26 protein-coding genes are annotated in these 25,245 nt (G+C 68.8%); 13 read left to right on the top strand and 13 right to left on the bottom strand.

What is annotated here, in order from left to right; all coding sequences use genetic code 11:
- Positions 1 to 52: 52 nt before the first annotated feature.
- Positions 53 to 592, bottom strand: a complete 540-nt coding sequence (locus Voc01_RS50865; RefSeq protein ID WP_239161085.1) for a helix-turn-helix domain-containing protein — start codon at positions 590 to 592, stop codon at positions 53 to 55.
- Between the two features lie 142 nt (positions 593 to 734).
- Between Voc01_RS50865 and Voc01_RS50860 the strand changes: the two genes are divergently transcribed.
- A complete protein-coding gene (locus tag Voc01_RS50860; RefSeq protein WP_203935034.1) occupies positions 735 to 1,652 on the top strand; it encodes an NAD(P)/FAD-dependent oxidoreductase in 918 nt (305 codons plus the stop codon).
- 30 nt (positions 1,653 to 1,682) lie between these two features.
- Positions 1,683 to 1,949, top strand: a complete 267-nt coding sequence (locus tag Voc01_RS50855; RefSeq protein WP_203935033.1) for a putative antibiotic biosynthesis monooxygenase — start codon at positions 1,683 to 1,685, stop codon at positions 1,947 to 1,949.
- Between the two features lie 361 nt (positions 1,950 to 2,310).
- On the opposite strand, the gene Voc01_RS50850 is transcribed toward Voc01_RS50855, so the two are convergent.
- Positions 2,311 to 4,323: an Hsp70 family protein gene (locus Voc01_RS50850; protein ID WP_203935032.1), complete on the bottom strand. Its 2,013-nt coding sequence runs from the start codon at positions 4,321 to 4,323 to the stop codon at positions 2,311 to 2,313.
- 909 nt (positions 4,324 to 5,232) lie between these two features.
- Between Voc01_RS50850 and Voc01_RS50845 the strand changes: the two genes are divergently transcribed.
- A complete protein-coding gene (locus Voc01_RS50845; protein WP_203935031.1) occupies positions 5,233 to 5,538 on the top strand; it encodes a transposase in 306 nt (101 codons plus the stop codon).
- 231 nt (positions 5,539 to 5,769) lie between these two features.
- On the opposite strand, the gene Voc01_RS50840 is transcribed toward Voc01_RS50845, so the two are convergent.
- The 5 genes from Voc01_RS50840 to Voc01_RS50820 form a co-directional block, all read right to left on the bottom strand.
- Positions 5,770 to 6,450, bottom strand: coding sequence for a TetR/AcrR family transcriptional regulator (locus Voc01_RS50840; RefSeq protein WP_203935030.1), 681 nt, complete (start codon positions 6,448 to 6,450; stop codon positions 5,770 to 5,772).
- Between the two features lie 10 nt (positions 6,451 to 6,460).
- Positions 6,461 to 7,810 (bottom strand): alpha/beta hydrolase, encoded by a 1,350-nt coding sequence (locus Voc01_RS50835; RefSeq protein WP_203935029.1) that lies wholly within the window; start codon positions 7,808 to 7,810, stop codon positions 6,461 to 6,463.
- 233 nt (positions 7,811 to 8,043) lie between these two features.
- Positions 8,044 to 8,793 carry an FAD-dependent oxidoreductase gene (locus Voc01_RS50830; RefSeq protein WP_203935028.1) on the bottom strand — a complete coding sequence of 250 codons (750 nt, stop codon included), beginning with the start codon at positions 8,791 to 8,793 and terminating at the stop codon, positions 8,044 to 8,046.
- 66 nt (positions 8,794 to 8,859) lie between these two features.
- Positions 8,860 to 9,471, bottom strand: a complete 612-nt coding sequence (locus tag Voc01_RS50825) for a VOC family protein (protein ID WP_203935027.1) — start codon at positions 9,469 to 9,471, stop codon at positions 8,860 to 8,862.
- A 350-nt stretch (positions 9,472 to 9,821) separates the two neighbouring features.
- Complete coding sequence (locus tag Voc01_RS50820; protein WP_203935026.1) at positions 9,822 to 10,556, bottom strand: hypothetical protein; 735 nt, start codon at positions 10,554 to 10,556, stop codon at positions 9,822 to 9,824.
- Between the two features lie 171 nt (positions 10,557 to 10,727).
- Here Voc01_RS50820 and Voc01_RS50815 point away from each other — a divergent pair, with 171 nt between their 5' ends.
- Together Voc01_RS50815 and qcrB are read left to right on the top strand one after the other, a co-directional pair.
- Positions 10,728 to 11,060 (top strand): hypothetical protein, encoded by a 333-nt coding sequence (locus tag Voc01_RS50815; RefSeq protein WP_203935025.1) that lies wholly within the window; start codon positions 10,728 to 10,730, stop codon positions 11,058 to 11,060.
- Positions 11,061 to 11,113: 53 nt separating this feature from the next.
- Positions 11,114 to 12,673 (top strand): cytochrome bc1 complex cytochrome b subunit, encoded by a 1,560-nt coding sequence (qcrB, locus tag Voc01_RS50810; RefSeq protein WP_203935024.1) that lies wholly within the window; start codon positions 11,114 to 11,116, stop codon positions 12,671 to 12,673.
- Between the two features lie 91 nt (positions 12,674 to 12,764).
- Here qcrB and Voc01_RS50805 read toward each other — a convergent pair whose 3' ends face one another.
- From Voc01_RS50805 to Voc01_RS50790, 4 genes are all read right to left on the bottom strand, one after another.
- Positions 12,765 to 13,250: a DUF2199 domain-containing protein gene (locus Voc01_RS50805; protein ID WP_203935023.1), complete on the bottom strand. Its 486-nt coding sequence runs from the start codon at positions 13,248 to 13,250 to the stop codon at positions 12,765 to 12,767.
- A 222-nt stretch (positions 13,251 to 13,472) separates the two neighbouring features.
- Positions 13,473 to 14,729: an ankyrin repeat domain-containing protein gene (locus tag Voc01_RS50800; RefSeq protein WP_203935022.1), complete on the bottom strand. Its 1,257-nt coding sequence runs from the start codon at positions 14,727 to 14,729 to the stop codon at positions 13,473 to 13,475.
- Positions 14,730 to 14,929: 200 nt separating this feature from the next.
- Positions 14,930 to 15,442 carry a PP2C family protein-serine/threonine phosphatase gene (locus Voc01_RS50795; RefSeq protein ID WP_203935021.1) on the bottom strand — a complete coding sequence of 171 codons (513 nt, stop codon included), beginning with the start codon at positions 15,440 to 15,442 and terminating at the stop codon, positions 14,930 to 14,932.
- Between the two features lie 239 nt (positions 15,443 to 15,681).
- Positions 15,682 to 16,755, bottom strand: coding sequence for a phosphotransferase enzyme family protein (locus tag Voc01_RS50790; RefSeq protein ID WP_203935020.1), 1,074 nt, complete (start codon positions 16,753 to 16,755; stop codon positions 15,682 to 15,684).
- 711 nt (positions 16,756 to 17,466) lie between these two features.
- Between Voc01_RS50790 and Voc01_RS50785 the strand changes: the two genes are divergently transcribed.
- The 4 genes from Voc01_RS50785 (at position 17,467) to Voc01_RS50770 (ending at position 20,278) form a co-directional block, all read left to right on the top strand.
- Complete coding sequence (locus Voc01_RS50785; protein WP_203935019.1) at positions 17,467 to 18,249, top strand: alpha/beta hydrolase fold domain-containing protein; 783 nt, start codon at positions 17,467 to 17,469, stop codon at positions 18,247 to 18,249.
- Complete coding sequence (locus Voc01_RS50780; protein WP_203935018.1) at positions 18,222 to 19,109, top strand: RNA polymerase subunit sigma-70; 888 nt, start codon at positions 18,222 to 18,224, stop codon at positions 19,107 to 19,109. The genes Voc01_RS50785 and Voc01_RS50780 overlap by 28 nt, the downstream gene beginning before the upstream one ends.
- Positions 19,110 to 19,146: 37 nt before the next feature.
- Positions 19,147 to 19,578, top strand: coding sequence for a nitroreductase/quinone reductase family protein (locus Voc01_RS50775; RefSeq protein WP_203935017.1), 432 nt, complete (start codon positions 19,147 to 19,149; stop codon positions 19,576 to 19,578).
- A 112-nt stretch (positions 19,579 to 19,690) separates the two neighbouring features.
- Positions 19,691 to 20,278: a hypothetical protein gene (locus Voc01_RS50770; protein ID WP_203935016.1), complete on the top strand. Its 588-nt coding sequence runs from the start codon at positions 19,691 to 19,693 to the stop codon at positions 20,276 to 20,278.
- A gap of 337 nt (positions 20,279 to 20,615) precedes the next feature.
- On the opposite strand, the gene Voc01_RS50765 is transcribed toward Voc01_RS50770, so the two are convergent.
- Positions 20,616 to 21,059: a P-loop nucleotide/nucleoside kinase family protein gene (locus Voc01_RS50765; RefSeq protein ID WP_203935015.1), complete on the bottom strand. Its 444-nt coding sequence runs from the start codon at positions 21,057 to 21,059 to the stop codon at positions 20,616 to 20,618.
- Between the two features lie 78 nt (positions 21,060 to 21,137).
- Between Voc01_RS50765 and Voc01_RS50760 the strand changes: the two genes are divergently transcribed.
- From Voc01_RS50760 to Voc01_RS50750, 3 genes are all read left to right on the top strand, one after another.
- Complete coding sequence (locus Voc01_RS50760) at positions 21,138 to 21,434, top strand: hypothetical protein (protein WP_203935014.1); 297 nt, start codon at positions 21,138 to 21,140, stop codon at positions 21,432 to 21,434.
- A gap of 551 nt (positions 21,435 to 21,985) precedes the next feature.
- Entirely contained in the window at positions 21,986 to 22,465 is a 480-nt protein-coding gene (locus tag Voc01_RS50755) for a hypothetical protein (RefSeq protein WP_203935013.1), read from the top strand.
- An 85-nt stretch (positions 22,466 to 22,550) separates the two neighbouring features.
- Positions 22,551 to 23,063, top strand: coding sequence for a hypothetical protein (locus tag Voc01_RS50750; protein ID WP_203935012.1), 513 nt, complete (start codon positions 22,551 to 22,553; stop codon positions 23,061 to 23,063).
- Positions 23,064 to 23,110: 47 nt separating this feature from the next.
- On the opposite strand, the gene Voc01_RS50745 is transcribed toward Voc01_RS50750, so the two are convergent.
- A complete protein-coding gene (locus tag Voc01_RS50745; RefSeq protein ID WP_203935011.1) occupies positions 23,111 to 23,944 on the bottom strand; it encodes an MBL fold metallo-hydrolase in 834 nt (277 codons plus the stop codon).
- A gap of 409 nt (positions 23,945 to 24,353) precedes the next feature.
- Here Voc01_RS50745 and Voc01_RS50740 point away from each other — a divergent pair, with 409 nt between their 5' ends.
- Positions 24,354 to 25,178, top strand: coding sequence for an SAM-dependent methyltransferase (locus tag Voc01_RS50740; protein ID WP_203935010.1), 825 nt, complete (start codon positions 24,354 to 24,356; stop codon positions 25,176 to 25,178).
- The last annotated feature ends 67 nt before the right edge of the window (positions 25,179 to 25,245 follow it).

Below are 25,245 nucleotides of genomic sequence, written 5' to 3'. Positions count from 1 at the left end.
CTGCAACGATCCGATCCCGCCGCCAAGGCTCCGGCGGTCTCCGACGCCACGGTTACCCCTGCGGGGGTTTCGTCCGCACGCTCATCCGTTCGCCGGGGCGTCCGAAGATGCTCAGAATTTCAGCGGGTTCCTGGCCGGTGCTGCCGAACCAGTGCGGTACCCGGGTGTCGAACTCGGCGACCTCGCCCGCACCCAGTACCCAGTCCTGGTCGCCTAGGACGAGACGCATCCGGCCCGACAGCACGTAGATCCACTCGTAGCCGTCGTGGGCGCGCGGCTCCGGCGTCACCTTGGTGGTCGGGATGACGATCTTCCAGGCCTGCATGCCGTCCGGCTGGCGGGTCAGCGGAATGACGGTGCGGCCTTTGACTTGGCCCGGTTTGAGCCGGATGCGTGGATCGCCGACCTCCGGCGCACCGACGAGGTCGTCCAACGGCACCCGGTACACCTGCGACAGAGCGAGGAGCAGCTCCAGGGTCGGCCGCCGCTGACCGTTCTCCAACCGCGACAGGGTGCTCTTGGAGATTCCGGTGGACTGCGCGACCGCGGTCAGGGTCATCCGCCGCAGCCGGCGCACGCGCTTGAGCCGCATCCCGACGTGCTCGAGCGCCGCCGCGACGCCCGGAGCGTCCGCACCGTCCGGCCCAGTTGCATGCACGGGTTGATCCCACTCTCTTTTCCCGGTAACGGCAACATCCATTGGTCACCCACGGCGACGGTACGACGCTGTGGGCATGAGTCAGTACGACGTGATCATCATCGGCGGAGGCGCCGCCGGTCTGTCCGCGGCCCTGGTCCTGTCCCGGGCCCGCCGCAAGGTCCTCGTGGTGGATGCCGGCGCTCCACGTAACGCCACCGCCGCCCACATGCACGGCTACCTGTCCCGCGACGGCCTGCCACCCGGTGAGCTGCTGGCGGTGGGCCGCAAAGAGGTCCAGCACTACGGCGGCGAGATCGTCGACGGGCTGGCCGGGGACAGCCGGACCGGCTTCGATGTGACGCTCGCCGGCGGCCAATGCCTATCGGCTCGCCGTGTGCTGGTCACCACCGGCCTGCGCGACGAACTGCCCGACATTCCAGGGCTGCGGCAGCGGTGGGCCCGCGACGTGCTGCACTGCCCATACTGCCACGGCCACGAGGTCCGCGACCGGCAACTCGGCGTCCTCGGCGGCACCCCCGGCGCCGTCCGATACGCCCACATCGTGCGCCAGTGGACCCATGACCTCGTCTACTTCACCCCGCCCGCCACCCTCACCGACGCCGAACGCACCCAGCTCACCGTCCGCGCCGTCGGCATCGTCGAAGGAACCGTCGAACAACTCGTCGTCGACGACGACCAGCTGCGCGGCGTACTCATGAGCGACGGATGTGTCGTACCGCGCGACGCACTGTTCGTACCGCCGACGTTCGTTCCCACCGGTCACCTGCTCGCCGCCATCGGCTGCGACACCGACCAGGACGGGTGGGCCACCACCGACCCGACCGGCCGCACCAGCGTCCCCGGCGTCTGGGCCGCCGGCAACGTCGTCGACCCCCGCGCCCAGGTCATCACCGCCGCCGGCGCCGGATCCGCAGCCGCCATCGCCCTCAACGCCGACCTCGTCGACGACGACGTCCGCATCGCCGTCGCCGGCTACGAACAAGAATCGTGACCCACACACAACTCTTCGATCGGAGACACCATGACCACGCCCAGCTCTGACACCAACCCCCAGGCAGCGGCGGCCGGACCTCCCAGCAGGCACCAACTCGCCGTCATGATCTGGCTCGCCGTCTTCCCGACCCTGACAATCCTCAACCTGGCACTCGGCGACTGGCTCGCCACCCTCACACCCGTACTGCGCACGCTCGTGCTCGCCACCATCGCGGTGCCCATCGTCATGTACGGCCTCATGCCCCAACTGCACCGACTCCGCGGTCACCTGCTGACCCGCACCGCCAACCGCTGAACCACCAGACGCAGCGCCTCAGCCCCGCATCACCCCGTAAACATCTGGCTGATCTCCGACAAAGCAGGCGCGCTGCGTACTCGACCGGTTAGCTCACGCCGCTTGTCGCCGCGACGCGGACATCGCGCCACCGGCATCGACCGAGAAGATCGCGAACGAGATGCAGATGCCGTGAGCCGCGGTCGGGGGTGCCTCTCGGATACGGCGCCGGATGTTGGTACACGAGGTCTCACAAGCCCGGCCGAGCTTTCCCGGTCAGACGACAGTGTCGTGGGCGTGGTTCGGCGGGCGGTATCGACCGGCCTCGGCAGAATCCGAGTGCATGGCCTCGGGTCGGTGCGACCCCAGCGCATCCAGCCGGTTATCGCGCTGTCGTCGCGTGGTGCTCCCGGTCGACGTGCCGCAGCAGATTCTTGTACTTGACCTTCGCACGGCAGGCCGGGCAGGTCGTGAACTCGTCGGGCGTGCCGGCTCGGACCCGCTGTCGGAGCTCGTCGCGTCGGAGGCTCATCGCGGGCGCGGTTGGGGCCGGCGCCGATGAAGGTGACGGCGGCACGATGGGCCCGGTCAGTGTGGCGGGACGGGGTGAAGTGGCGTCGTGTTTGTCTATGTGCCGGCTGAGGCTCCTGCCTTTCATGACGATGTCGCAGCGTTCGCACCTGACCCAGCTGTCACCGCTGCCCCGTGCCTCGGTTCGGTCGTAGCCGGAAACAGCAGTGACGTCGGCGAGCGGCGCTGACCCTCCAGGGGCGGCTGTCAACGCCCGGCCCGGGGCGGTCGACGGTCCGACGGCGAGCGGTTTGCGCGGCCGCGGGACCGGCTGTTGTGCGATCGGCTGCCGTGCGACCGGCTTGCGGCCCAGCTGGACTGCGCGGGGGCCTGGCATCCGGTCCAGCACCTCGGTGGTGCGTTCGGGTGGAAGCGAGCGCAGCGCGACCAGCGCTTGTCCGTCATCCATCCTGCTGATGATCCCGGCGGCGCGGAAGGGACGGAGCAGGGCAAGCAACCGGCCCAGGCGGGCGGGATCCGTCGCCGCGACGATCCGCTCGACCACTGCAGTCGGCAACCGGCTGATCAGCCTGGCCGCCTTCGCGGTCGGCATCGTCAATAGCACGGTGGTCGCTTGCTCCGTTGGCAACGCGGTCAACTGGCTGGGCTCGTCTGCGGTCGGGCGGTCGACCTGGGTGGGTGCCGGCGGAGTCGGCGGCGGCACCGCAGCGACGCCGCGAAACCGGGGCTCTGGCGGAGGCCACGCGGTCCCTACGGGAGGCGGGAGAGTGTGAACGGCCGCCACAGGCGGCGGGATGTCGGCCGGTGCCAGGAGCGCACCCTCAGCGACGACAAGTTCGGGCTGGTCGACAACTGTCGGAGCTATCTGCAGTGCCCGGAGCAGCAGGGTGGCGGCAAGCGGCGTGCGGGAGGCACCGCCGATCAGCATGAGCTCGGCCTGCTCTTCGGCCGCCACGACCCGCCGGCGTAGCTCCGTGGTGAGCGCAACGGTGGTGCTGAGCGGCCCACGTATGGCGGCCTCGAACTCCTCCCGGGTCACATGCAGGCTCCGGCCGACGATGGGCACGTACAACTCGGCTTGGGCGTTGCGGCTCAGCAACTCCTTCGCCGCGCGGGCCCCCTGCCACAGCGCCTGGCGGGCCTGTCGGTCGGGATAGGTCTCAGGTTGCCGTAGCCGCCGCCATTCGTCTCTCGCGTCGGCGGTCTGCGCCGCGGCATGCTCGACGATCACCGCGTCGAGGTAGAGGCCGCCGACATCGTCCAGTCCGTCGACCGCGACGATCCGAAACCCGTCGGCAGTCCACCGCAGCACGCTCACGTCGAACGTTCCTGCTCCGAGGTCGTAGACCAACAGGCATCCGCTGGGACGCGAGGGCGGCTGGACGAGCGACGCAAAGTACGCGGCGGCCGCCACCGGCTCAGGCATCATACGGGCGCCGGCCAGCCCTGCCCGGGAGGCGGCTTCTCGCAGCACCGCACACCGCGCCGGCCCCCACGCGGCCGGGTGGGTGACGACCACCTCCGTCAGCGGCGTCTTGGCCACAGCGAACGCCTCACGCGCACACGGCCGCAGCACGGCCGCAATGAGTTCGACGACTCTGTGTTCCCGCTCGCCGAGCAGCACCGTGCCCTCGTCGACCCGCTGTTTGGGATTGGGCTCGAAACCAGCAGGGCCCGACATTGCCGCCCGCAGCGCGTCAGCCCCCACGCTGAGGTCGTCGCCGCCCCCGCAGAACACGGCCGAAGGCATCAACGGGGTCGCGTCAAAGAGCAGCGGCCGAAGCCGCCCGTCCGGCGACGCCAGGATCGCGACCGTGGTAGAGGTGCCGAAGTCGATGCCGAGCCGGTAGCCGGACGTGCTCATGCACCGAACATACGGTGCTTCTGCTCCACCACCGACCAGCCGTCCGGACAGCAGGGAAGCGGAGTTTAGACATCGGACTGACCTAGACGGACGCGCTCGCCTCCTGCAGGTCGCTGGCGCTCTGGCGGAACAGATCGCTCGCGGGTCGCTCCGTGAGGCGTTGCGGGTGCAAGCAGAGATCGTTGCGTCGCTCGGCGTGTCCCGCTCGATTGGCGGTTCTCGAACGTCGACGTGCCCGTCAACGTAGAGATGACGGGCTTGTCCTGACTTCACCGACACTGTGGGCCCTGCACTTGCAGTAGGTGAACGCGCGGGACCGCGACGGACGTGGCGACATTCGAGTAGTGGGGGAGGGCTACCGGAGTCTCGGCCGGTGTGGAACTCGCGTTGGGCATGGGCTGCGCCATCCAACATCTACGATGCGGTCCTGCCCTCCTCGCCCGGAGCCGGGTACGAGCCGCCCGCCACGCTGCCCCACTGGTTTCACGTACCCACCTTGTCGCCGGCACCGAGGAACCTTTCTTCACCAACGCGACCCGGTGGGCCGACGCCTTGAGCGAGGCCGGTGCGGACTTCGTCATGGCCGAACGGGCCGGCTCGCACGGCAACGCACCAAGGAACCACGAGTTACCTGATGGGGGCGTGGGCGCTCGCACACTGACCTACGCCGACTACCTCCGCACGACCGCACCCGGCGAAGCACCGGCGGGACCGGGACATCACCGCGGGAGATCAGAAATCGGCGTGGTCGCCGACAGGCGGCAGCGCGTCACCAGCGATTCGCTTGATCTAGCTGCTCTCCTGTTTGGGCAGGTAGCGCAGCACGACCACGTCGCCGACCGGGATGAGGTCCCCCCGGTTTCACGGAGTCTTCTGATCATGTCTGATGGCCATGGGAAGGGACGATCTGTGGCACCACCGAAGAAGTACCCGGATGACTTGAAGGCCCGTGCGGTGTGGCTGTACCGGGAGTCCGACCCGAAGCCGACGATTCGCAAGCTGGCCGAGCAGCTCAACGTGCACCATGAGGCGTTGCGGAACTGGATCCGTCAGGACCAGGCCGACCGGGGCGAGCGGGCCGACCAGCCCACGACGGAGATGGTCGAGGAGAACCGGCGGCTGCGCAAAGAGGTTGCTGAGTTGCGACGGGCGAACGAGATTCTGAAGGCGGCGAGCGCCTATTTCGCATCGGAGCTGTGCACCACGTGGCGCTGATTGATCGAGGAGGGTGCGAACCTTCCCGCCGGGCTGTCGCAGCGGCCCGGTTGAAGCCTGAGGGCAGTCTGATCCGCGCAACGGCGGTGAGGGTGGCAAGCGGCCCTGACGTGGGCGGGACATACCGGAACGGCGCCGAAAATTTCAGGTGTCGACGATATGTACGCCTCGGGCACCGCCGGTGGTCCGATCGATTCCGCTGCGCGTGACCTTCTCGTCTGTAAGGCGCCCTCAGGTCGGCGGCCGCGGACGACGTTCGAAGCCGTCGAGCATCGATTGGAGGGTCCATTCGTAGTCGGAGTCGGGGTCGTAGCCGCTGGCGACGGCGCGGCTGAGATGGGGGTGACGTTCGTCGAGCGGAGGGTCGGGTGATGTGGGGCCACCGATCGGCTGGGCGATCTCGGCGAGCAAATGGCCGATCGTGAACGCACGCAGCGCGTTGATCATGGCGAGTACATCGCGTTCGGTGCGACCTGGTTCGATGAGTTCCCCGATCGTGCGGTCACTGAAGGCCATCAATGACGGTGCGTACGACGGCCGGGTCGCCACGACGAGCAGCACGTGCGGGTGCCGGCGCAGCGTGTCGCGGAACAGGCGCGTCATACCTTCCAGCCGGTTGCGCCATCCGGTGGTGTCCCCGGAGCACGCGTCGACCGCGGTGGCGTACTCGTCGTAGACCGCTTCCACCACGCCGTCGAAGAGGGCCGCCTTGTTCGGCAGATGGTGATAGAAGGCCATCGGGTTCACGCTCAGTTCGGTGCCGAGCTTGCGCATCGAGAGTCCGTCGACGCCCTCGCGGTCGAGGAGCGCCAGCGCGGTGCGGATGATGTGGTCGCGGGTCAGCGCCGGGCGTACCGGACGGCCGTCGGCGTCCATTTGCAGGGGCCTTCTGGTTCCGGTCCGCCGTGTCATGCGGTCGAGGTTATCGGCTGGTCGAATGCAGGCTCTCCCGCAACGCGGCGGTCCAGGTGATCGGCAGGTCGAAATAGGACAGGTGGTGGCCCGGGTAGACGGCGTACGGCGCGTCGAGCCGTTCGGCGAGGATCCGGGCCGGCCGACCGTAGTAGCGGTTGGTCGCCAGTGTTGTCGCGCCGACCGCGAACACGAGAGGCACGTCGGCGGCCCGTAGCGCGTCGAGGTCGGGTCGGTACTCGACGAACCTGCGCATCTCCTTCTCGACGAAGAACCTCTGGTTCGCCGCGGTACGGGCCGAGAAGTCGGCCGGAACGGCGGCATAGGCGCGGAACGGCAGCCCAACGGAGAGCGAGAACATCATCGCGCCGGCGCCAGGGCCGAACACCCCCGACGTGCGGTCGACGGCGGCGAAGAACGCGAGCGAGCGGTGGTCGGGCTCAACGGTGAACAGTGGCGGTTCATGCGCCACGACGGCGGTGACCGCTTCGGGGTGCCGGGCCGCCAGTTCCAGGGCGATGATGGCGCCGCCGCTGTTGCCGAAGACGGCGGCCGAGGTGTGGCCGGCGGCGTTGAGCACCGCCACCGCGTCGCGGGCCTGTTGAGCCACGTCGAAGCCGGTGACGTTGCGGGTGCTGCGTGAGTTGCCCCGCCGGTCGTAGGTGATCACCTGGTACTCGTCGGCGAGCAGGGCCGCGGGCAGGGTGTAGAAACCGGCGTCGCCCTGTCCGCCCGCGATCATGAGTAGTGGCGGCCCTGAGCCGCGTACCTCGTAGTAGAGGTCGTCGCCCTCGAAGGAGACGGTGCCGGTGCGCACCGGCACCCGACCCGACCGTTCCCTGGCCTCGGCCAGACCGGCGGCCGAGGCGCCGGTGACGGTGCTGGTCACCGCCGCGGCGACGCCGAGGGCCGGAAGCACCACTGCGGCGGAACCGGCACTGACCACAGCGCGGAGGAACCGCCGTCGTGGCCGGTCGAGGTGCTGCAGGCCGGCGACGGTCAGGAGCACCGCAACGGCCGGCAGGATCGCCGAGACCAGGACGCCGGCGGTCAGCCTCTCGTGTGGAACGACAGCGAAATAGACGTTGAGCACAGCGCCCAGAGTCGCTGCCAGGGCCGGCAGACGAACTGCACGGGGCGGTATCCGCACGGCGACCGCCGCAGCCGGTGGCACGGTCAGTACGAGATGCAGCCACCGCTTGTCGCTGTCGAGGTACCAGCCCAGATCACCGAGCACCGCGATGACGAACGCGGCGTCGACCAACAGCGCGGCGAGGCACAGCCAGCGCATCGGCCTCAGCGTGACGGCGAGCCACAGCACCGGCATGCACAGCAGCGCGGGTCCGTCGATACCGAACATTGCATATCCCTCCATCGAAGATACGCCGTATAGTAGCTGTACGGCGTATAGATGGAATCGCGGGTGGATATCTACGTATCGACGGGTGCCCTGACCGACAGGCCGAGCGGGTCTCTCGACCCACACCCGGACACGGCGCCGACCCAAGATCACGATCCGCCCTGCCGTGTCGAGCGGAAGCACGGCTGCCTTCCAATTCGACGAGCGGGTACGTGGGACTGCGCCCGCTCCGCCTACCGCGACCACCGTGACGGGGCTTGGGGCCGCTCCGTCACGCGAAGCGACCCCCGAATTCGACCCGGTTTGAGCGGGCTGCCACCCTCTCCGATCGCGGACGAGGTCATCCGGAGCCAGCGCACCTTGGGTGCGGACTGACAGAGAGTGGGCTGCCAGTCCGACGGCACCGACCTCGGGATCGGTGAAGACGACCTGCGGAACCCGGCCGTCGTCGACGACGTCGGTGTGGACGCTGTACGGCCCGGTTCGCCCGGGCCGAGCGCCAAGCCGACGGATTCCAGGCCGAGACCGGCCGAGTTCGGGATACTCCCCGTCGCCACCACGACCTCGTCGGCGACCACCGTTTCGCCGTCGCTCAGGCGACGACACCCCCCGCCGATCAACAGCACGCGAGCGGGGATCTCGTGCAGGTAGGTGACGTCCCGGGAGGTCCACGGCCGCGCCCCGGCCAGCCCGGGCACGGGTGGCACCAGCGGTGTGCTGCCCGTGTCGAGCACGACGGCGTGCCGCGCGGTCAGCCGGCGTTCGCCGCCGCTGGCCCCGGTGACCACCACGGCGCGCGCACCGTCGAGCCGTCCCTGGCCGAGGACGACGTCGATGCCAGCGCCGAGCGCCCACCGGACGACGACGTCGCGGCGGCCGGGGACCGCCGCGACGTCGACCGCTCCGACCCTCGAACCGGCGAGGTCACGCGCGTTGGAGCGGACCTCGACCGGACGCAGGAGCGCCTTGCTCGGCCGCTGCACCGCCGATGACGATCGCATCCCAGTCGCTGCGGTCCGGGTCGACCGACGCGCTCATTCGCGGAGTCCCTACTCGGGTGGTTCGGTACCGGCCTGCTCGCTGACCAGATACTCGGCGTACCAGTCGGGCCAGTTCTCGTCACGTTCGCCGCCGTGGCGCTTCTCGTGCTCCCCGTGCGCCTCCGCCGCCCTCCGCAGCGCGTCCGCCAGCTCGCTCACCGACGCGTAGGACGTCGTCCCTGGATCGATGCGGCCGGGCAGCCGCGTGGAGATCTCCTGGAGCAGCCATCCGTTGCCATCGGGATCGGTGAACCCGGCGTAGGAGTTGTAGGTGGCCCGGTCGGGTGCCGGTCCCGGTTCGCGCCCCTCGGGCGTGAGGTGGAAGACGTCACTGACCTCGACACCGCGCTTGACCAGGTCGGCGCGGGCGCCATCGAGATCTGCGACGATCAGGAACAGGCCCTGGGCGGAACCGGCCGGGCTCGACGCCGACGCGGGGCTGAAATGGATCGAGCAACCGGATCCGGGCGGCGTGAACTGGATCGCCCGCCTGCCGCCGAGAGGGAAGTCGGCGTCGAGCCGCCATCCGAGTCCTTCGTAGAACGCCTTCGCGCGGTCGAGATCGGCGACGGGGATGGTGACCACTTCGAGTTTCAGGGCACTGGCGCCGTTCGCTGACATGGTGATGGGCCTCCCTGCGTCCGTTGTTCACAACCGGCGCGTTCGCCCGGTTGCGTTGAAGCGATGGGATCCCACGCGAGGCCACCGAACAGAACCACAGCGGCGCCTCGTCCCGCGCATTGTGCTCCTCGGCCAGCACACATTCAAGACCTTCGTCGGCGCCGGCTTGACATCGCGATGCCGGCGGATCCTTCCTGGCGCGGAAGAGGCCTCCGACACTTCGCTCGCGATACCGGTGAGCTGGCGTGGTATTGCTTCGTGGTCATGCCGGCGCGGAAGGTCAAGCGTTCGGTGTCTGGTCTGAGGACAGGTTTCCGGACTCGTACCGCGGTGTCGGTCCCGGTGTCGGCCTACGTCTTCACGACGGTCGGATCGCCTAGGCCTTCGGGCGGATCCGCAGCCAGGGCGACCGAGGTCGCCGGTACTTCCAGTGAGCTGGTTCCGTGCGGATGCTGCACCCGGTATCGATCCGGTGCTCCGTCGGGCCACCGGTCCTCCCAATGCGCCGAGACGACGGTGGTGACCGCGCCGGCGAACTCGCCGTCGATCAGACACACCCGGATGCCGGGGCTGTAGCCGCTCGCCCCGGCCAGCGGCCCGGCAGGGCTGCGCCAGGTCGGCCCCGGGCGCCGCGATCGGACGAGCAGCGTTGTGGGTTGCAGGTCGTCGGCGTCAAGGTCCACGTCGAAACCGGCTTCAGTCAGAATGGCGGCCATCGCGCCGCGCATCGTGAACTTGACCGTTCCGCTCTGTCTGATGGCCGGGTGCATCGAGCTCCCGTCTGGCTGCCACGCCCCGACCTCCATGGCCCGCACGGACGCGTCGGACAGGGCGCCGCTGACGATCCAGTCGATCCACACACCGGCGTTGTCGCTGGCGTCGATGACGGACGCGCCGCCCACAGACCGGCCCTCCCGCTCCGGTGGCACCACCGGCAGACCGGCGGCGACGAGCTCCTCCCGGACGTCGTCAGACAAGGACCCACCCCCGACCGCCTCAACCGGAGCTCCGGACGATGCAAAGACATCCATCTCCACATCATCACGTCCCGAATATTCCGACACCAGGCCCATGATCAGGTGCACTGTTCTGCGCGACCCGAGCGCGGCCGTGCGGATCTGCCGCCGAGTGCGCGCAGGGCCTGTTCGCGGTCGGGTACTCAGCCGCTCGGCAGGTGGATACACCAGGCTTGTATGACCGTACGTGACAGGCGGGCATCGACTAGATACGACCACTGCGGATCTTGGCGTCCGGTCGTGGGCGACCGGGCGGCTACCGAGGAGGCGGTGGCGCGGCCGATCCGGTTCCTCACCGGGCCGGGTCGGGCGCAGTTGGTCGCCCGACTCGAACTGCAGATGGACGCGATCCGCCGGCCCGACCTGCGCCGCCTGATGGGCCAGGCGCAGGGGCAGATCGTCGACCTATGCCGGTGGGTCGTCACCGAGCTGGGCTCCAGCCACCCCGACCGGGACACCGCGCTGCTGATGGCGCTGGTCGACGGCCTGCTGATCGCCGAGCTCAAGGGTGCGACCAGCGACGAGGGGCAGCGCCGCCGGGTCCGGCCGATGTTCGACGCCGCCGTCCCGTAACCGCGTTCTACGGAGTGTAGAATTTGTCATTCTACGGAGTGTAGAATTTTCGCATGCGTCTCTACACCCGTAGAGTCGCGAGCGGGGTAGATGACCGGCTCGCGGCCGCGACGCCACTGCGTCGTCTGCTCAACAAGGTCTTTCCGGACCACTGGTCGTTCCTGCTCGGCGAGATCGCGCTGTACTCGTTCATCGTGCTGCTGCTCAGCGGCGTCTACCTGGCGTTGTTCTTCGACCCCTCGATGGCCGAGGTGACCTACGACGGCGCCTACACGCCGCTGCGTGGGCTGGAGATGTCGCGTGCCTACGAGTCCACACTGGATATCTCGTTCGAGGTCCGCGGTGGGCTGTTCATGCGGCAGATGCACCACTGGGCGGCGCTGCTGTTCGGGGCGGCGATCCTCGTCCACATGCTGCGGGTGTTCTTCACCGGCGCGTTCCGCCGGCCGCGGGAGCTGAACTGGGCGATCGGGGTCGTGCTGCTCCTGCTCGCCTGCGTCGAAGGGCTGATCGGCTACTCCCTGCCCGACGACGGGCTCAGCGGCACCGGGCTACGCATCGCCAGCGCCGTGCTGCTGTCGATCCCGGTGGTCGGCAGTTGGCTATCGTCGGCGCTATTCGACGGCGAGTTCCCCGGCACCATGGTCATCGGCCGCTTCTACCTTCTGCACGTGCTGCTGCTGCCGGGCGTGCTGCTCGCCCTCATCACCGCCCACCTGGGGCTGCTGGTGAAGCAGAAGCACACCCAGTGGCCGGGCCCGGGCCGCACGGAGCGCAACGTGGTCGGCGTGCGGATGGCGCCGACGTTCGCGGCGAAAGCCGGTGGCTTCTTCATGATCGTATTCGCCGTGATCGCGGTGCTCTCCGGGCTGTTCCAGATCAACCCGGTATGGGTGTTCGGTCCGTACCAGGCCGCGGTGGTGTCGTCGGCCAGCCAGCCCGACTGGTACATGTGGTGGCTCGACGGTGCGCTGCGGCTGTTCCCGCCGTGGGAGGCCCGGGCCTTCGGCTACACGGTGCCCACCGTGTTCTTCCCCGCGGTGCTGCTGCCCGGCGTGCTGGTGACGGCGGCAGTGCTGTACCCGTGGCTGGAGGCCCGGTTCGCCCGCGACGGAGTCTCCAGCGCAGACCACCACCTGCTGCAACGCCCGCGCGACGCGCCGCAGCGCACCGCGCTGGGCGCGATGGCGGTGGCGTTCTACCTCGTCCTGACGCTGTCGACGGCCAACGACGTGATCGCCGAGCGGTTCCACGTCAGCCTCAATGCGATGACGTGGGCCGGCCGGATCGGGCTCCTGCTTGCCCCGCCGATCGCGTACTGGATGACCTACCGACTCTGTCTGGCGCTCCAGCAGCACGACCGCGAGGCGCTCGTACACGGCGTGGAGACCGGCATCATCCGGCGGCTGCCCGACGGCGGCTTCGTCGAGGTCCAGCAGCCGCTCGGAGAGGACCTGGAATACCGCGGGTCACCGGTGCCGAAGAAGATGAACCGCGTCGGCGCGCTGGCGCCGACCGTACGCGGCTTCTTCGTCCCGATCGAAAAGCCTGCCGACAGGCCGGCCGAGAAGGTCGGAGCGGGGAGCGTTCAGCAGTCACACGACACACCGTGAAGTGGTTCGGTCAGCGGGTCGACGACTGACAGAGCCCCGGCCGTCGCGACCGGCATTGCCCCGCGCGGCCTTCGTGTGAACGTCGCCTCGCTCAAATGTCTGGCAGCACGTCGTGGGGCCACTCGCTGCGAAGAACGCGATCGAGGTCGCGGTCGTCGGAGTGGCTACAGTAGGGCGTCTCGTCGGGATCGCGCACGACCGTATCCACGGACGTTCCGAGCAGACCCCATGGTCGGATGGCGTTGGCGAGCCGCCCACGCAGCCGAAGATCGCGATACTCGGGCGCCCACCACACGTCGATGATCGACTGCAGCCTGCGTGGGTCAACGCCCAGCCACACCCCGTATGTCAGCGTGTGACCCTCCACCAGCCTGATCGGCAGCAACGCCCGAACAAATGCACCGAAAGCGGGCACGTACATCATCACGGAATCACGGGCATTGCCGTGGCTCATCCATGTGCCGGCTGCTGCCTCCCGCTCGTCGGTATCCAACACCGGGTCCGGCAACGTGAACCGGACATGACGGTCATGCAGATCAAGTTTCCGGCCGCAGGTGGAGCAGGTGTCGGTAGGCACGCGTGAGTATCTCCCTTCCAACCCCCGCCGACCACGCCACCTCCCGTCCGGATCTGGCCGCGCTGCGCGCGCTGCGCGGAGCTGCCGCTGACCGCTGGTCGATCAGACTCGTCAACATGCCGATTGGGCCTGGTGGAGGGCCGGCGGTGCAGCGGTCGGCGGGAAACTGTTCATGTGACAGGAAACGGTGCGCAACGACCACCAGGTGCGTCGTCGGGGGTGCTATCGGTGGCCGCTGAACTTGAAGCTGGGTGGGCCGTCCGGCGCGTACCGGGCGGCGAGTTCGTTCAGGACTGCGGCGCGGCGTTCGTTGCGACCAGCGGCTTCGGTGTCACCGCGGGCCGATGCGCGCTGTCCGGCGTGGGCGGCCTGAGCGGCCGTCTGCCACAGCCGCTGGCCGAGCTGGACCAGCCCGGCCGAGCGTGGCACCGACTCCGCCACGAGGTCCAGGACCGCCTCGTCGTCATTGTCAGCGGCGCTGAGCAGTGCCGACTCGTTGCGCTCGGCACCCCGGTGGACCAGTTCACGAGCCAGGTCGAGGTCGATCGTGGAACCGCCGAACAGCAGGGCCTGCCGCACCGGTACTTGGTGGTCGAGCAGCCGGCGCACCACGTTCCACGACCGCGAGACCAATGCCACGTCCAGTGGAGTCAGGCCGTTACGGATGGCCTCTGCCGGGTCGCCGCCCTGCTCCACGATGCGGGCGAGCAACTCCTCGTCATCGGTCGACGCGGCATGGTCCAGGGCGAGGTGTCGTAACCGCCGCTGTGAGCCGAGCCCGCCCTGCTCGAGCGCGGCGCGCCAGTCGAGCACGGTTGCACGGACCAGCCGGCGCAGTTGCTCCGAGGCGGACCGGGCCGCCGGGTCGCCACTGTCGGCAAGTCCTTCTATCGCCTCGACCAGGTCTGACCCCGATGTGGCGTCGTCGCTCCACGGATCCTGCTCCAGGACCAGCCGGTCGAACAGGTCGTGGAGGTTCCCGGCCACGTGTCCGGCCCGATCCCCGGAGTTCAGCTCCCAGCCCGGTGGCAAACCCTGCCGCCAGGCGACGACGGCGCCGTACTCCGGACCCGGCGCGGTCCGGACGTAGACGCGATCGAGATACTCGAAGCCGCCGAACGGCAACGCATCGAGCCCACCCGACCGGTCCGGGCGCGCCTCGCGGAGCAGCTCTTCCTCGTGCCCGATCCATCCCCACAGATCGTGGTAACCGCCGCTGTCCGGATGGAACAGCTCACGTACTGACAGCGACTCCTCGTGGCCGCCCCAGTCGACCTGCACGTCGTAGTCGAGCCGACCGCCGAACGTGGTGCGCCACAGGGCGACGAGCGGCTGCGGCAACGGACCCGCGCACCGCTCAGCGACCGCTGCCAGCGTCGCGTCGTCGATCGGCGGCTGCGCGTCCAGGATCAGCCGGTTATCGAAGAGCACGATCCCAGCCTCGGCGGCAGTACGCCGCTCGTCCTCCGACAACGCCATATCGACCATGATGCCTCTTCGGCCGGCGCCGCCGGAACGGATCTCACGACAGACATCACCGCGACGGCGCACCAGTCCATGTCACCGGCCACGACACGTATTCAGCGACGAGTACCGTGCTGTTCCTTCCACGGACGTCCACCGGGAGTAGACGACGCCGTGGCGCAGCAGCAGTTACGACAGCCGGTGTCGGCAGCGCATCAGATCACCACGCACATCATCGCGGCCCGGACCAGATCCCGGGCTGCTTCCTGCTCGATGCCGGGAACCCAGACCTCGACGATCTCGACCGGTGACCTGGAGAACGGCCAGGCAGATGTCGTCGTCGGGGGCGAGGCCTCCCAGCATGTCGGCCACGATGTGGTCGGCCAGAAGGCGGCCACCGCCGGCCGGTCCGGGTATTCCCGGGCGATCCGGCGGATGGCTCCGTCGGCCACGCGCGGCAGCTGGGCACGGTCGAACGACATGAGGTCGTGGTGCCGCTCGACCAGGGCATCGGTGTAGGCGCAGAACGCCTCACCCGGCTTCAGACACAGTTCCTGCTCCCGGAACGTGGCCTCGGGAAGGACGCCGAGCGCTGGGCCGGCGGGTGCCAGCAATGTGGCCGGCACCTCACCGGGTCGGTGCACGTCGCGATCCGACGAAACCACCAACGGCCTCGGATTCCCGGCATTGGCAACGTGCAGCCGGCCGGTGCCAGGATCGAACAGCACCTCCAGCGATCCGACTGCCTGATCACGGCAGAACCCTCTACGGCCAGCCCGCGCGATCTTGGCTTCCGGAGCCGATGAGCGCGCACGCGATCAAGCCTGGAGGCTGCGGCGGAGCTTTGGGCCCAGTCGTTGTTCGCCGGGTCCGGGGCTCAAACTCCGTCACGCCAGGCTCAGCAGGGCGAATCAAGATCAACAAACCGCATGATTCCGTGACGGTCTCCTGTTGGACCGTCGACGGCCTACCGGCGAAACGCGGCTCGGGTTGCGGCTGCGGTGGAGCGGAAGTAGTCGGGTGGTCGGATGAACCACCACTCGTCGAACGGGGAGCCGTTGAGGATCGCGCGTCGGTAGCCGAAGCAGGTGAGGTAGAGCGTTCGGAGGTACATGAGTGCTTCGAGGCGGTCGAGTTCGTCGTCGGTCGGCTCGATGTGTCGGCGGTAGGCGCCCACGGCAGCGTCGATGCGCTCATGGTCCGGCCGCCTGGGGTTCCATGAGCCGGTGCCCCAGATCAGGTAGGCGAGGTCGGCGAGGCGTGGTCCACGACCCGATGCCTTCCAGTTGATCGCGACCGGCGCTCCCTCGCTGAGGATGGCGTGATCGGGGACGTGGAGCAGGTTTCCGTGAAGCAGACCCTCAGGAAGACCGTCGCCGTCATCGGCCGAGCGCACCTTGTCCCTGAGCCGCTCGAACCGTTCGCGTTCAGCGTCAGGCACTTTGGTGTCGACGGCGTCGAGGAACGCGAGCGCGGCGAGCAGGTCCTGACGCGGTGCGCCCTCACGGCTTGGGTCCTCTCCGCTCGCTCCGCCCGGTCGGTTGGTGGACTCGTCCTGCGGCAGGGCGTGCAGTCGTCCGAGCAGGTCACCCATCATCGCGAACTTCTCCGTGCTATGGGGAAGCTGGCCGCCTTCGACGAACCGGGTCACGAGGACTGAGCTGCCGCCGAAGTCGGATACGGCGTCGTCGACCGCCAGGCGCTCCGCGGGATAGTCCTGTCGCTGCAGAAACCGCAGGATCGCCGCGTCACCTTCGACACCTGCCTTGGGGCGAGCGGGCGGGAACGCTCGCGCGACCCACGGCTCGCCGTCCCTGCGGTCGATCCGAAAGACGTAGGTCTTGTGCACGTTCAGCTTCGTCGCCGCGATCGGATCGATGTCGTAGCGAGCCCGTAGATGGGCGAGCAGCTGCTCTCCAACGGGCTCGTGATGCATCCGCGCGCCGAGACCCTTCAAATCGGTCAGCGCTTCGGTGTAGCGCTGCCCGGTGTCCTGCGCGTGGTGGCGAACGACCTTCTTGAAACTGCCGTCCTTCGTCATGAGCAAGCCTCCTCGTGACACACCATCGCCCCCCAGCGGCGCAGTGTGCAGAGATGGCCTGTGACGTTCGACGACCGTGAGGGCAACTTCCCCTTCGCCATTGGAACCCCCGGCTGGGGCGGACGTTCCAAAGCTCGGCGTCCGGTCGACGCCGTCCACAGCAGTCTATCAACCTTGCTCCGCATAATCTCCACCCGGACACCAACTCGCGTTCCACGGCAACCGCAGCAGATCACTTGCCGCGAATATTCAGAGATCAAGTTAAGTCGTGGGTCGTGGGGTAACTGTTCAGGTGGAGGGTGTGGCGGGGAGCCACGGGTTGCCGGTGAGGGCGTCGTGGAGGGCTTGGAGGACGTTGATGCCGGTCTTCATGACGGTGGAGATGTAGGACCTGACGCGGAGCCAGTGGTCGGCGCCAGCGGTGGGCGTCCGGCGGGTCAGGCACCCTGCCACGGTGTGCGACGACGGGTCGGTCCGCCCGCTGCACGGGGGCCGGCTCGTCACGGTTGTCGCGGGCACCGGCCGACGCATCTGGCTGTGCGCATCACTCGATGTGACGGATGGGCGTGGACATCGGGCAGAACCCCGTCTCGTCCTGGATACGGCAGGACCACCTGACACGTGCCCTCGCGATTCCTTTCGGGTGCGTCCGCGGTCTGTACCGGCATGGACGCGATAAGGGAGATGTACGGCCGGTGGGCCGTCGGGGACATGGGTGCGGATGACCAGTGGGGCGACGTGACAGCCGAGCCGCGTGGCCTGGATTACGCGGAGGTGTCGGCGGGTGGCGTGCCGGCGATGTGGCTCGTCCCGCACGGGGCCGACCGCGAGCGGGCGATCGTCGCGCTGCACGGTGGCGGTTTCGTCGGGGGGTCGGTGTATACCCATCGCAAGATGTACGGGCACCTCGCGAAGGCGGCCGGTGTGCGGGTGCTGCTGGCCACCTACCGGCTCGCTCCCGAGTTCCGCTACCCGGCACAGATCGAGGACGCGGTTACCGCGTTCCGGTGGGCGGCGGCGCGCACCGCCGCGGTGGCGCTGGCGGGTGACTCCTCCGGCGGCGGCCTGGCGGTGCAGGTTGCCCTCCGTGAGCCGGGCGCGGCCGCGCTGCTGTTGCTGTCGCCGTGGATCGACATGGACCCGGAGCAGACCGCGACCTCGTACGAGGAGAGCGCCGGCACCGACCTGTTCTTCACCCGGCCGATGGTGCAGGGTCTCATCGAGCGTTACCTGCCCGAGGGAATGAGCGGTGTGGCGCCGGAGGTCAACGCCTTCTACGCCGACCTGTCCGCGCTGCCGCCGGTGTACGTGCAGTGCGGGGGCGATGAGACCGGTCGGGGTGACAGCGAGCGCCTCGCGAAACTGACTGACGCCCGGCTCGACGTCTTCGACGGGCAGCTTCACACGTTCCAGATGGCCGCCGGGCGCTCACCGGTTGCCGACGAGGCGATCGGGAGGTTGGCCGCATGGGTACGCCCGAAGCTGGGGCTCTGACCGAGGTGTTCGAGGCGGAACGCCGGGGGCTGCTCGCCCACGCGTACCGGATGCTCGGCGCCTTTCATGAGGCCGAGGACGTGGTGCAGGACACGTACGTGCGGGCGCTGCGCGGGTGGTCGACGTTCGAGGGGCGTTCGTCGCTGCGCACCTGGCTCTACCGGATCGCCACGAACGCCTGTCTGACCGCGCTGGAGGGCCGCGGGCGGCGCGCGTTGCTGTCCGGTCTCGGACCGGACGACCTCGATGCGCCGCTGCAGCCGTTCCCGACGGACCCGGCCGACCTGGTGATCGCGCGTGAGAGCGTGCGGCTCGCCTTCGTGGCCGGTTTGCAGCACCTCACTCCCCAGCAGCGGGCGGTCCTGCTGTTGCGGGAGGTGCTGGCGTTCTCCGCGGCCGAGACCGGCGAGGTGCTGGGCATGTCGGTACCTGCTGTGAAGAGCACCCTGCAGCGGGCGCGGGCCCGGCTCGCCGAGGCGGCACCGGCCCGCGACGAGGTGCTGGACGCGGCCTCGCCCCGGGCCAACGCGCTGCTCGCCGGGTACATCGCCGCGTGGGAGGCGTCCGACGCCGACGCCTTCCGTGACGTGCTACGCGCGGATGCGGCCATCGTGCCGGTCGGCTCCCCGACCTCGTATGACGGTCGTGAGGCGTGCCTGGCCTTCGCGACGCCGTCAATGGGCACCCCGGGGGAGTGGCGGATGGTCGCGACCGAGGCGAACGGCCAGCCGGCCGCGGCGGTGTGGTTCCGCGGCAAGCCCTTCGGCGTGGCGGTACTGACCGTCGCACAGGAAGGGATCGTTGCGATCACCCTCTTCGGCGACCCGAAACTGACGGAGGCCTTCACACCAAAGCCTTGAGCAGGAGCCAGCCGCCCTCGAGAATTGAGGAGACGCCATGCCTACGGTGCCATCTGACGAGCAGTTCCGGACCTACAACGAAGGCGTCATCAACGAGTTCCGTGCCAATCACGGCGTGGTCAGCGACCCGCCGTTCCCGATCCTGCTGCTGACCACGACCGGGGCGCGGACGGGACGGCAAGCGACCGTGCCACTCGGCTTCCGGGCCGACGACACAGGCCGCGTGTTCGTCGTCGCGTCCAAGGCCGGTGCGCCCAGGCATCCCGCCTGGTTCCACAACCTGCGAGCCAACCCAGCGGTGACGGTCGAACTCGGCGGCAACTCCTACCGCGCCCGGGCCGTCGTCGTGGTAGGCGAGGAACGCGACCGGCTCTACCGCACCGTCTCCGACGGCACCTCCCCCTACGAGCAGAACACCAACCGGGTATTCCCCGTCATCGTCCTCGAAGGCGTTCCCGCTTCCGCTTGAGCCGTCCTGATCGAGGTTGTCGGGTGATCTTTACCGCCTGGTCAGGCCGTCTGGTTCAAGGGGCCTTGGCCGGGTTGTTCCGGGCTTCGTGGTGGCGGGTCCGGGTTGTGACTTGTCCGAAGTGGCGGCTGTTGGGATCGAACCGTCCGCTCTGGATTGCAGGGTCGCTCCCGCCGGCGGCGCGTCGGGTGTCGCGGAGCATCTGCTTGTAGACCACGTCGGACAGGTGACGTATGAGCGCTGTCTTCTTTGCCTCGCACGTGACGCCACCGAGAACCTGTACGCGCAGAACGCCGGATACGGAGAAGATCCTGACCCGAAGTGCTGGCAGGTGAGGCCGGTCAGCCGGCAGTCGACCATGGCGTTGGCGAGCAGGATGAGTTACCCGCCGCATGCTGCCCGCACCCTCGACGGGTTGGAGGGGAATCTGTACTGGGCGATCCAAACCCTGGAAGAGAAGCGACGGTTCGTCGTGGGCTGGTTCGACGCCAGCGCCTGCCACTTCAGCACACACGAGACGCTGGCGGCCACGGCGCAGGACGGCGGCCAACCGTCCGGGCTGCGGATCGACGCGGGAGTGCCTGGTGCGAACAACCGTCCGGCGAGGTCATGTCGTTTGCACTCGGTCTCGCTCCGGAGTCCAACACGCCGAAGACGACGAATTACGACGGATGACAGCTCACCGATCGGTGATCGGTGAGCTGCATCCCGGCGCGCCACCAGCAGGGCAGACCGTGCCGGTGGGAGAGGGACCCGGGTGAGCGAGGATTCCTGCGCGTACTGTTCTGCCGCGCTGAGCGGATCTGCCCCATGCACCGCGGCCGTGCGGAGGTGGCGAGTCGGCGGGTGAGCGGCGCGAGCCTACGGGATGGAGTACTGCGCGGGTGGAGCGGTTGGATGGGCGCGGCGACGTGGTGCTTCGGCCTTGGACGGTCGGCGACGCGGAGTGGTACACCGCGACGGTCACTGAAGCGCGATGGATCATTGATCCTGGCGCCCTGATCTGCCGCCGATCGGGGGTGCTGCGTTCTCTCGGCCTACCTCCTGGCGTTCGCGATCTGTTTCGAGACGTCGGCGAGGTTCACCGGAGTGCTGGTGTCCACCCGCACGACAGGGCCGACGCCGAGTGGCTCTGCCTCGGTCTCCCACCGCGGCCAGGCGTCGGCGAGTTTGCCTTGATCGTCGTGGATGCGGTGCCGGTGCCGGGCTCCGTACCGACTCTTCGCGACGTGGGGCGGCACGTCGCACCAGGCCTCGATGACGCTCGTCGGGTCGCACCGTCGCAGGCCGGCTTCGACGAAAGGCAGGTCTCTTGGTCTGAACCACCATGTTTCCAGGATGACGGTTCCGGACATGGCCGCTGCCAGGTTCCACATCATGTCGCTGGCGGCCATTCCCAGAGCCGACCCGGGCACGGCGGGAACGACGTCAGCCATCTTGCCGGAGCCCGGCAGTCCGTTGATCAGAATCAGATCGACCACCTCGCGATGACCGCAGAGCAACACGTCAGCGGTCGGCGTGCGCTTTCAGCGCAGGTCTCGAGACGGTATCGTCAGGGCGTGACCGTACTCGACCGTCTGAACGACAGGGTCGAGGCGACGGATATCACGATCGAGGACAACCCGATAGGTGGCCTGCTTTTCGGTCTTTTCGGGCTGTCAGTGTCGGCCTACTTCATCCGAAAAGGGCGTAGATGGCGTGGCCGCACGGCACGGCAACGCGATCGGTACCGAAAGAACCATCCGGAGTACGTGCCCCGCATTCCCGAACTGGACTACGCGGCGGGGATAGTTCTCGGCGCGGTCTCGGTGCTGGTGCTCGTCGTATCGGGCGTCTACCTCATCGTGCGCCGGTGACGTAGCAGTCGCCTCGTCGCGAGGCCCGGCCAACCTGGGATCGCGCGCAAGGATGCGTAGCCACGGGGCGCGCTCGTGCTGATCTGGCGGTTGGACTGCCGTTGCGGCGGCGGCTGTACGCGTTGCGGGAATGCGTTCTGGCCGGGGCATACGCGCAACGCCGTCGTCGGGAGAAGGCCGCTGGGCTGCGAGCGCCGCTGACCGCAGCGCCGTGGAACTCCTGGGGTTGGAGCGCGATCGCATACTGCCCTGATCCTGAGCGGCATCCGACCGAGTCACTGGCCGTCGTGGTGCGCCGGGTACTCGACGCACACGCCGCCGGCGTCGACGCGAACACCGAATGCCTGGCCTGCGGCACTCGCCGACATCGTGGCGGCCGTGTCTGCCCGGTCTGCGGGATCCACCCGCACGGCCCTCGCGCACGGTGGAACACGCCGAAGGCGCACGAGCAGTGGGCAAGGATCTGGCGGCGGGAGGTCCATGCCGATACTGCGGTGTCGGGGCCAGATAGGCGGTGGCCGATCGCCGCTGAGTAGCTGCCGGGACTGCTGTTGTCGGTACTGCTGCGCGGACCGCGTGCCGTGCGCGATACTCGCACCGTGAGTTCGATCATCACGTTCTTCGTTGCCGCTGATCACGCCGAGGCGGCCGGTACGGCCGAATCCAGGCCCGGCGCCGAAGCCGACTCCGTGACCTTCGGTAACTTCGATGTGTTGTCCACGCTTGACGAGTGGGAGAGCGTCCTGACCAACCGCGACCTCGACGAACTCATCGCCGCCGACGGTTCCGAGATCATCGCCGGTGGCAACGACCGTCCGCTCGTCGTGGCCGCGTCTGGGGACCTCGTGACGGCGCTGGCCGCTGCCGACGCCGAGACGCTTCCCGCCGCTGCCAGGCGATGGGCCGAGTTGCGGGCCGACGAAGGCGAGACGATCGACGACGAACTCGCCGCCGAGATCGTCGTCGAGGTGGCGAGCCTTGCCGTCAAGGCGGTACGAACCCGGGGTGCGCTGTACTGCCGGATCTCCTGAGACTCGGAACCAGGCGCACACATCTGCCGCATTCGGTTCGGGGCGCCGCGCGTGGCCGCGCGACGCTCACGGCTCGGAGGACGTGGTGGGCGCAGGCCGCGATCGGACGAGGGTCGCCGAGCGAGCGAAGGCGATCTTCGAGACGTCGGCAGTGGTGACCGCGAACGATCTCGTACTCTGGTGGATCATGAACGTGGCTGAGTGTGTGACCCGCAGTTGCACGACCGGGTGGCTGGACTGGACTCACGGAGAGCTGTGGCTGACGTCGACAGGGCTGATCCGCCGTCGGCTCAGCCTCCAGGCGACGCGGGCGCACGGACTGGGGCCGACGGTGGCCGAGCCACTGGAACGCGCTGACGTTGCCGCGTTCGATCTGGAGGGACTGCTGGCCGAGCACCCGACCAACAAGGTCATCGCTTTCTCGGACATCGCGCACGCACGCCTGGTTCGAGGTCTCACCACGCATGGTCTACGACTGCGGACGCTCGACGGACGGCGGCACAAGTTGTTGTGGCTCGCCCGCGATCCCGCCTACCAGATCCTCAGCAAGGCGCTGGCCACCACGTTGGGGGAGCGCCTGCATCGCACCGGAGCCTGACGCAGACGTGCCTGTCAGAGCAGGTGCACGGATCAGCCGCGCTGCGATCAATCCGTCGGCGGTGGCTCGACGCGAGTGCTCGCCTGCCGCTCGTACTCGACGGGGTCGTGGGAGCAGAACACCTCGATACCCGCCTGGCGGGCCGCCCGCAGCTTGGCCACGGTGGTGAGCCTGGCCGCGCGGTCGGTCTGGGTACTCGCTTCTTCCAGCCGGATCCCCAGCGGGGGGCGGGCGGTTCCGTCGATCGTGACCCGGTGGAAGTACGCGTCACCCGCGTGCAGCAGCCATGTCCCGGCGTCCGTCGGCACCGCCACCCCGACGTGTCCGGCAGTGTGTCCGGCCAGGCGCACCAGGCGGATCGGCGGCCACGACTCGTCCAGGGGTCGCACGGAGGGGAAGCCGAACCAGTCCTCCCCGCCGTCGACGTCGTGCAACGACCAGCGCAGCTCGTGGTCCCATAGGCTTGGGCGGTACCGGTTGCGGTCGGCCATGCCCCGCCGGGCCAGAGCCGCCCGATGCTCCGCGACGTGCACATGAACCTCGGCGTCGGGGAAGTCCGGCAGGCCACCGGCGTGGTCGGGGTCGAGATGGGTCACCAGAACGTGGCGTACGTCGGCCGGGTCGTACCCGAGCGTCCGAACCTGGGTGACGGCCGCCTCCGCCGCGTCGAGCACCGGCCGGGCGGTCCGCACGAACATGCCACCGACGGCCGCAACCGGATCGGCGAGAGCGCTGAGCCCGAAGCCGGTGTCGACCAGGACCAGCCCCCCGTCGGCTTCTATCAGCAGGCAGTGGGCAACCAACCGGGCCGGCCCGCCGCCACTGATCAACCGGCCGCCGATCGGACGCATCGTGCCGCAGTTGAGGTGATGGATCCGCATCTGACCATCCTCGCGCGCGACCGGACATCCAGCAGCCCGTGCCGCGGCGTCAGCGGACGGCGCATGGCTGAGAAACGGCAGCAGCTCCGTGCTGTGCCTGGACGGCAGCGTCACCCGGTGCGTGCGGATGAACGTGACCTCCCGTGTCGGACTCCTGACACGAACCTGATCAGCGACGTCCTGGCCGGATGTCGCCCGCCACGAGCCGGTGGAACGAGTCCGTGGTGGGAGCGCCGAGTGTGTGGTTGGCAGCCCTCGGGTCGCGGGATCTCCGGGTCCGGCTGCCCGGTCGGCCGTGGCGTCCCGACCGAAGACCGGGCGACGAACACCTCCGGTTTACCGGTAAGTTCACGGGGCGGCGACGGACTGCGTCCGTCGATGCGCCGAATCCATCAGGGAGGGTTGCGGAGTGTCCGAGGACGTGGCGGCGCGCCGAGGCATCGACATCACGAAGCCTAACGTTGCCCGGGTTTACGACTATTTCATCGGCGGCAAGGACCACTTCGCGGTCGATCGGATGGCCGCGGAACAGGCGCTGACCATCATTCCGGACGCTCGGGAGGCGGGCCGGGCCTGTCGCTCGTTCCTCCGCCGGGCGGTACACCACATGGCCGCCGACGCCGGCGTCCGCCAGTTCCTCGACATCGGCTCGGGCCTGCCCACCGACACCAACGTGCACCAGGTCGCGCAGGACGTGGATCCGGCGTGCCGGGTCGTCTACGTGGACAACGACCCGATGGTGCTGGTGCACGGCCGGGCGCTGCTCGCGAACAGCCCGAACACCACGGTCATCGAGGCGGACCTCCGATCGCCCGAGGCGATCCTGGAACATCCGGTGGTGCGCGACCGCCTGAACTTCGCCGAGCCGATCGGCCTGCTGCTGCTGTCGGTCCTGCACCACCTGCACGACGACGCGGATCCGGGCGGGATCGCCGCCACCCTGCGGGCGGCGCTGCCGTCGGGCAGCTACCTCGCGATCATCCACTTCTGGGACCCGGGCGAGGAACACCCGCTGATCTCGGAGAAGGTGCACGAAGCCGAGCGGGTGTTCAACGAGACCCTGGGTACCGGTCGCTGGCGCAGTCGCAGCGAGCTCGAGGCGTACTTCGGCGACTTCGAGATGCTCGAACCCGGGCTGGTACCGGTGGAGGAATGGCGACCCGACACCGAGCCCCCGGTCGAGAAGTACGTCAGCTACTACACCATGCTCGGCGGGGTGGCCCGGAAGCCGTAAGCATGCGCCGGCCGGTGAAGGCGCGTCGATCGTCGAAACATGTAAACGCGTGGATGCGGTGCGTCAT

It is taken from the genome of Virgisporangium ochraceum (genome assembly GCF_016863655.1).
GTDB classification, from domain to species: domain Bacteria; phylum Actinomycetota; class Actinomycetes; order Mycobacteriales; family Micromonosporaceae; genus Virgisporangium; species Virgisporangium ochraceum.
The sequence above is the reverse complement of the archived record's forward strand: the minus strand, read 5'-3'. Positions and strand labels throughout refer to the sequence as shown.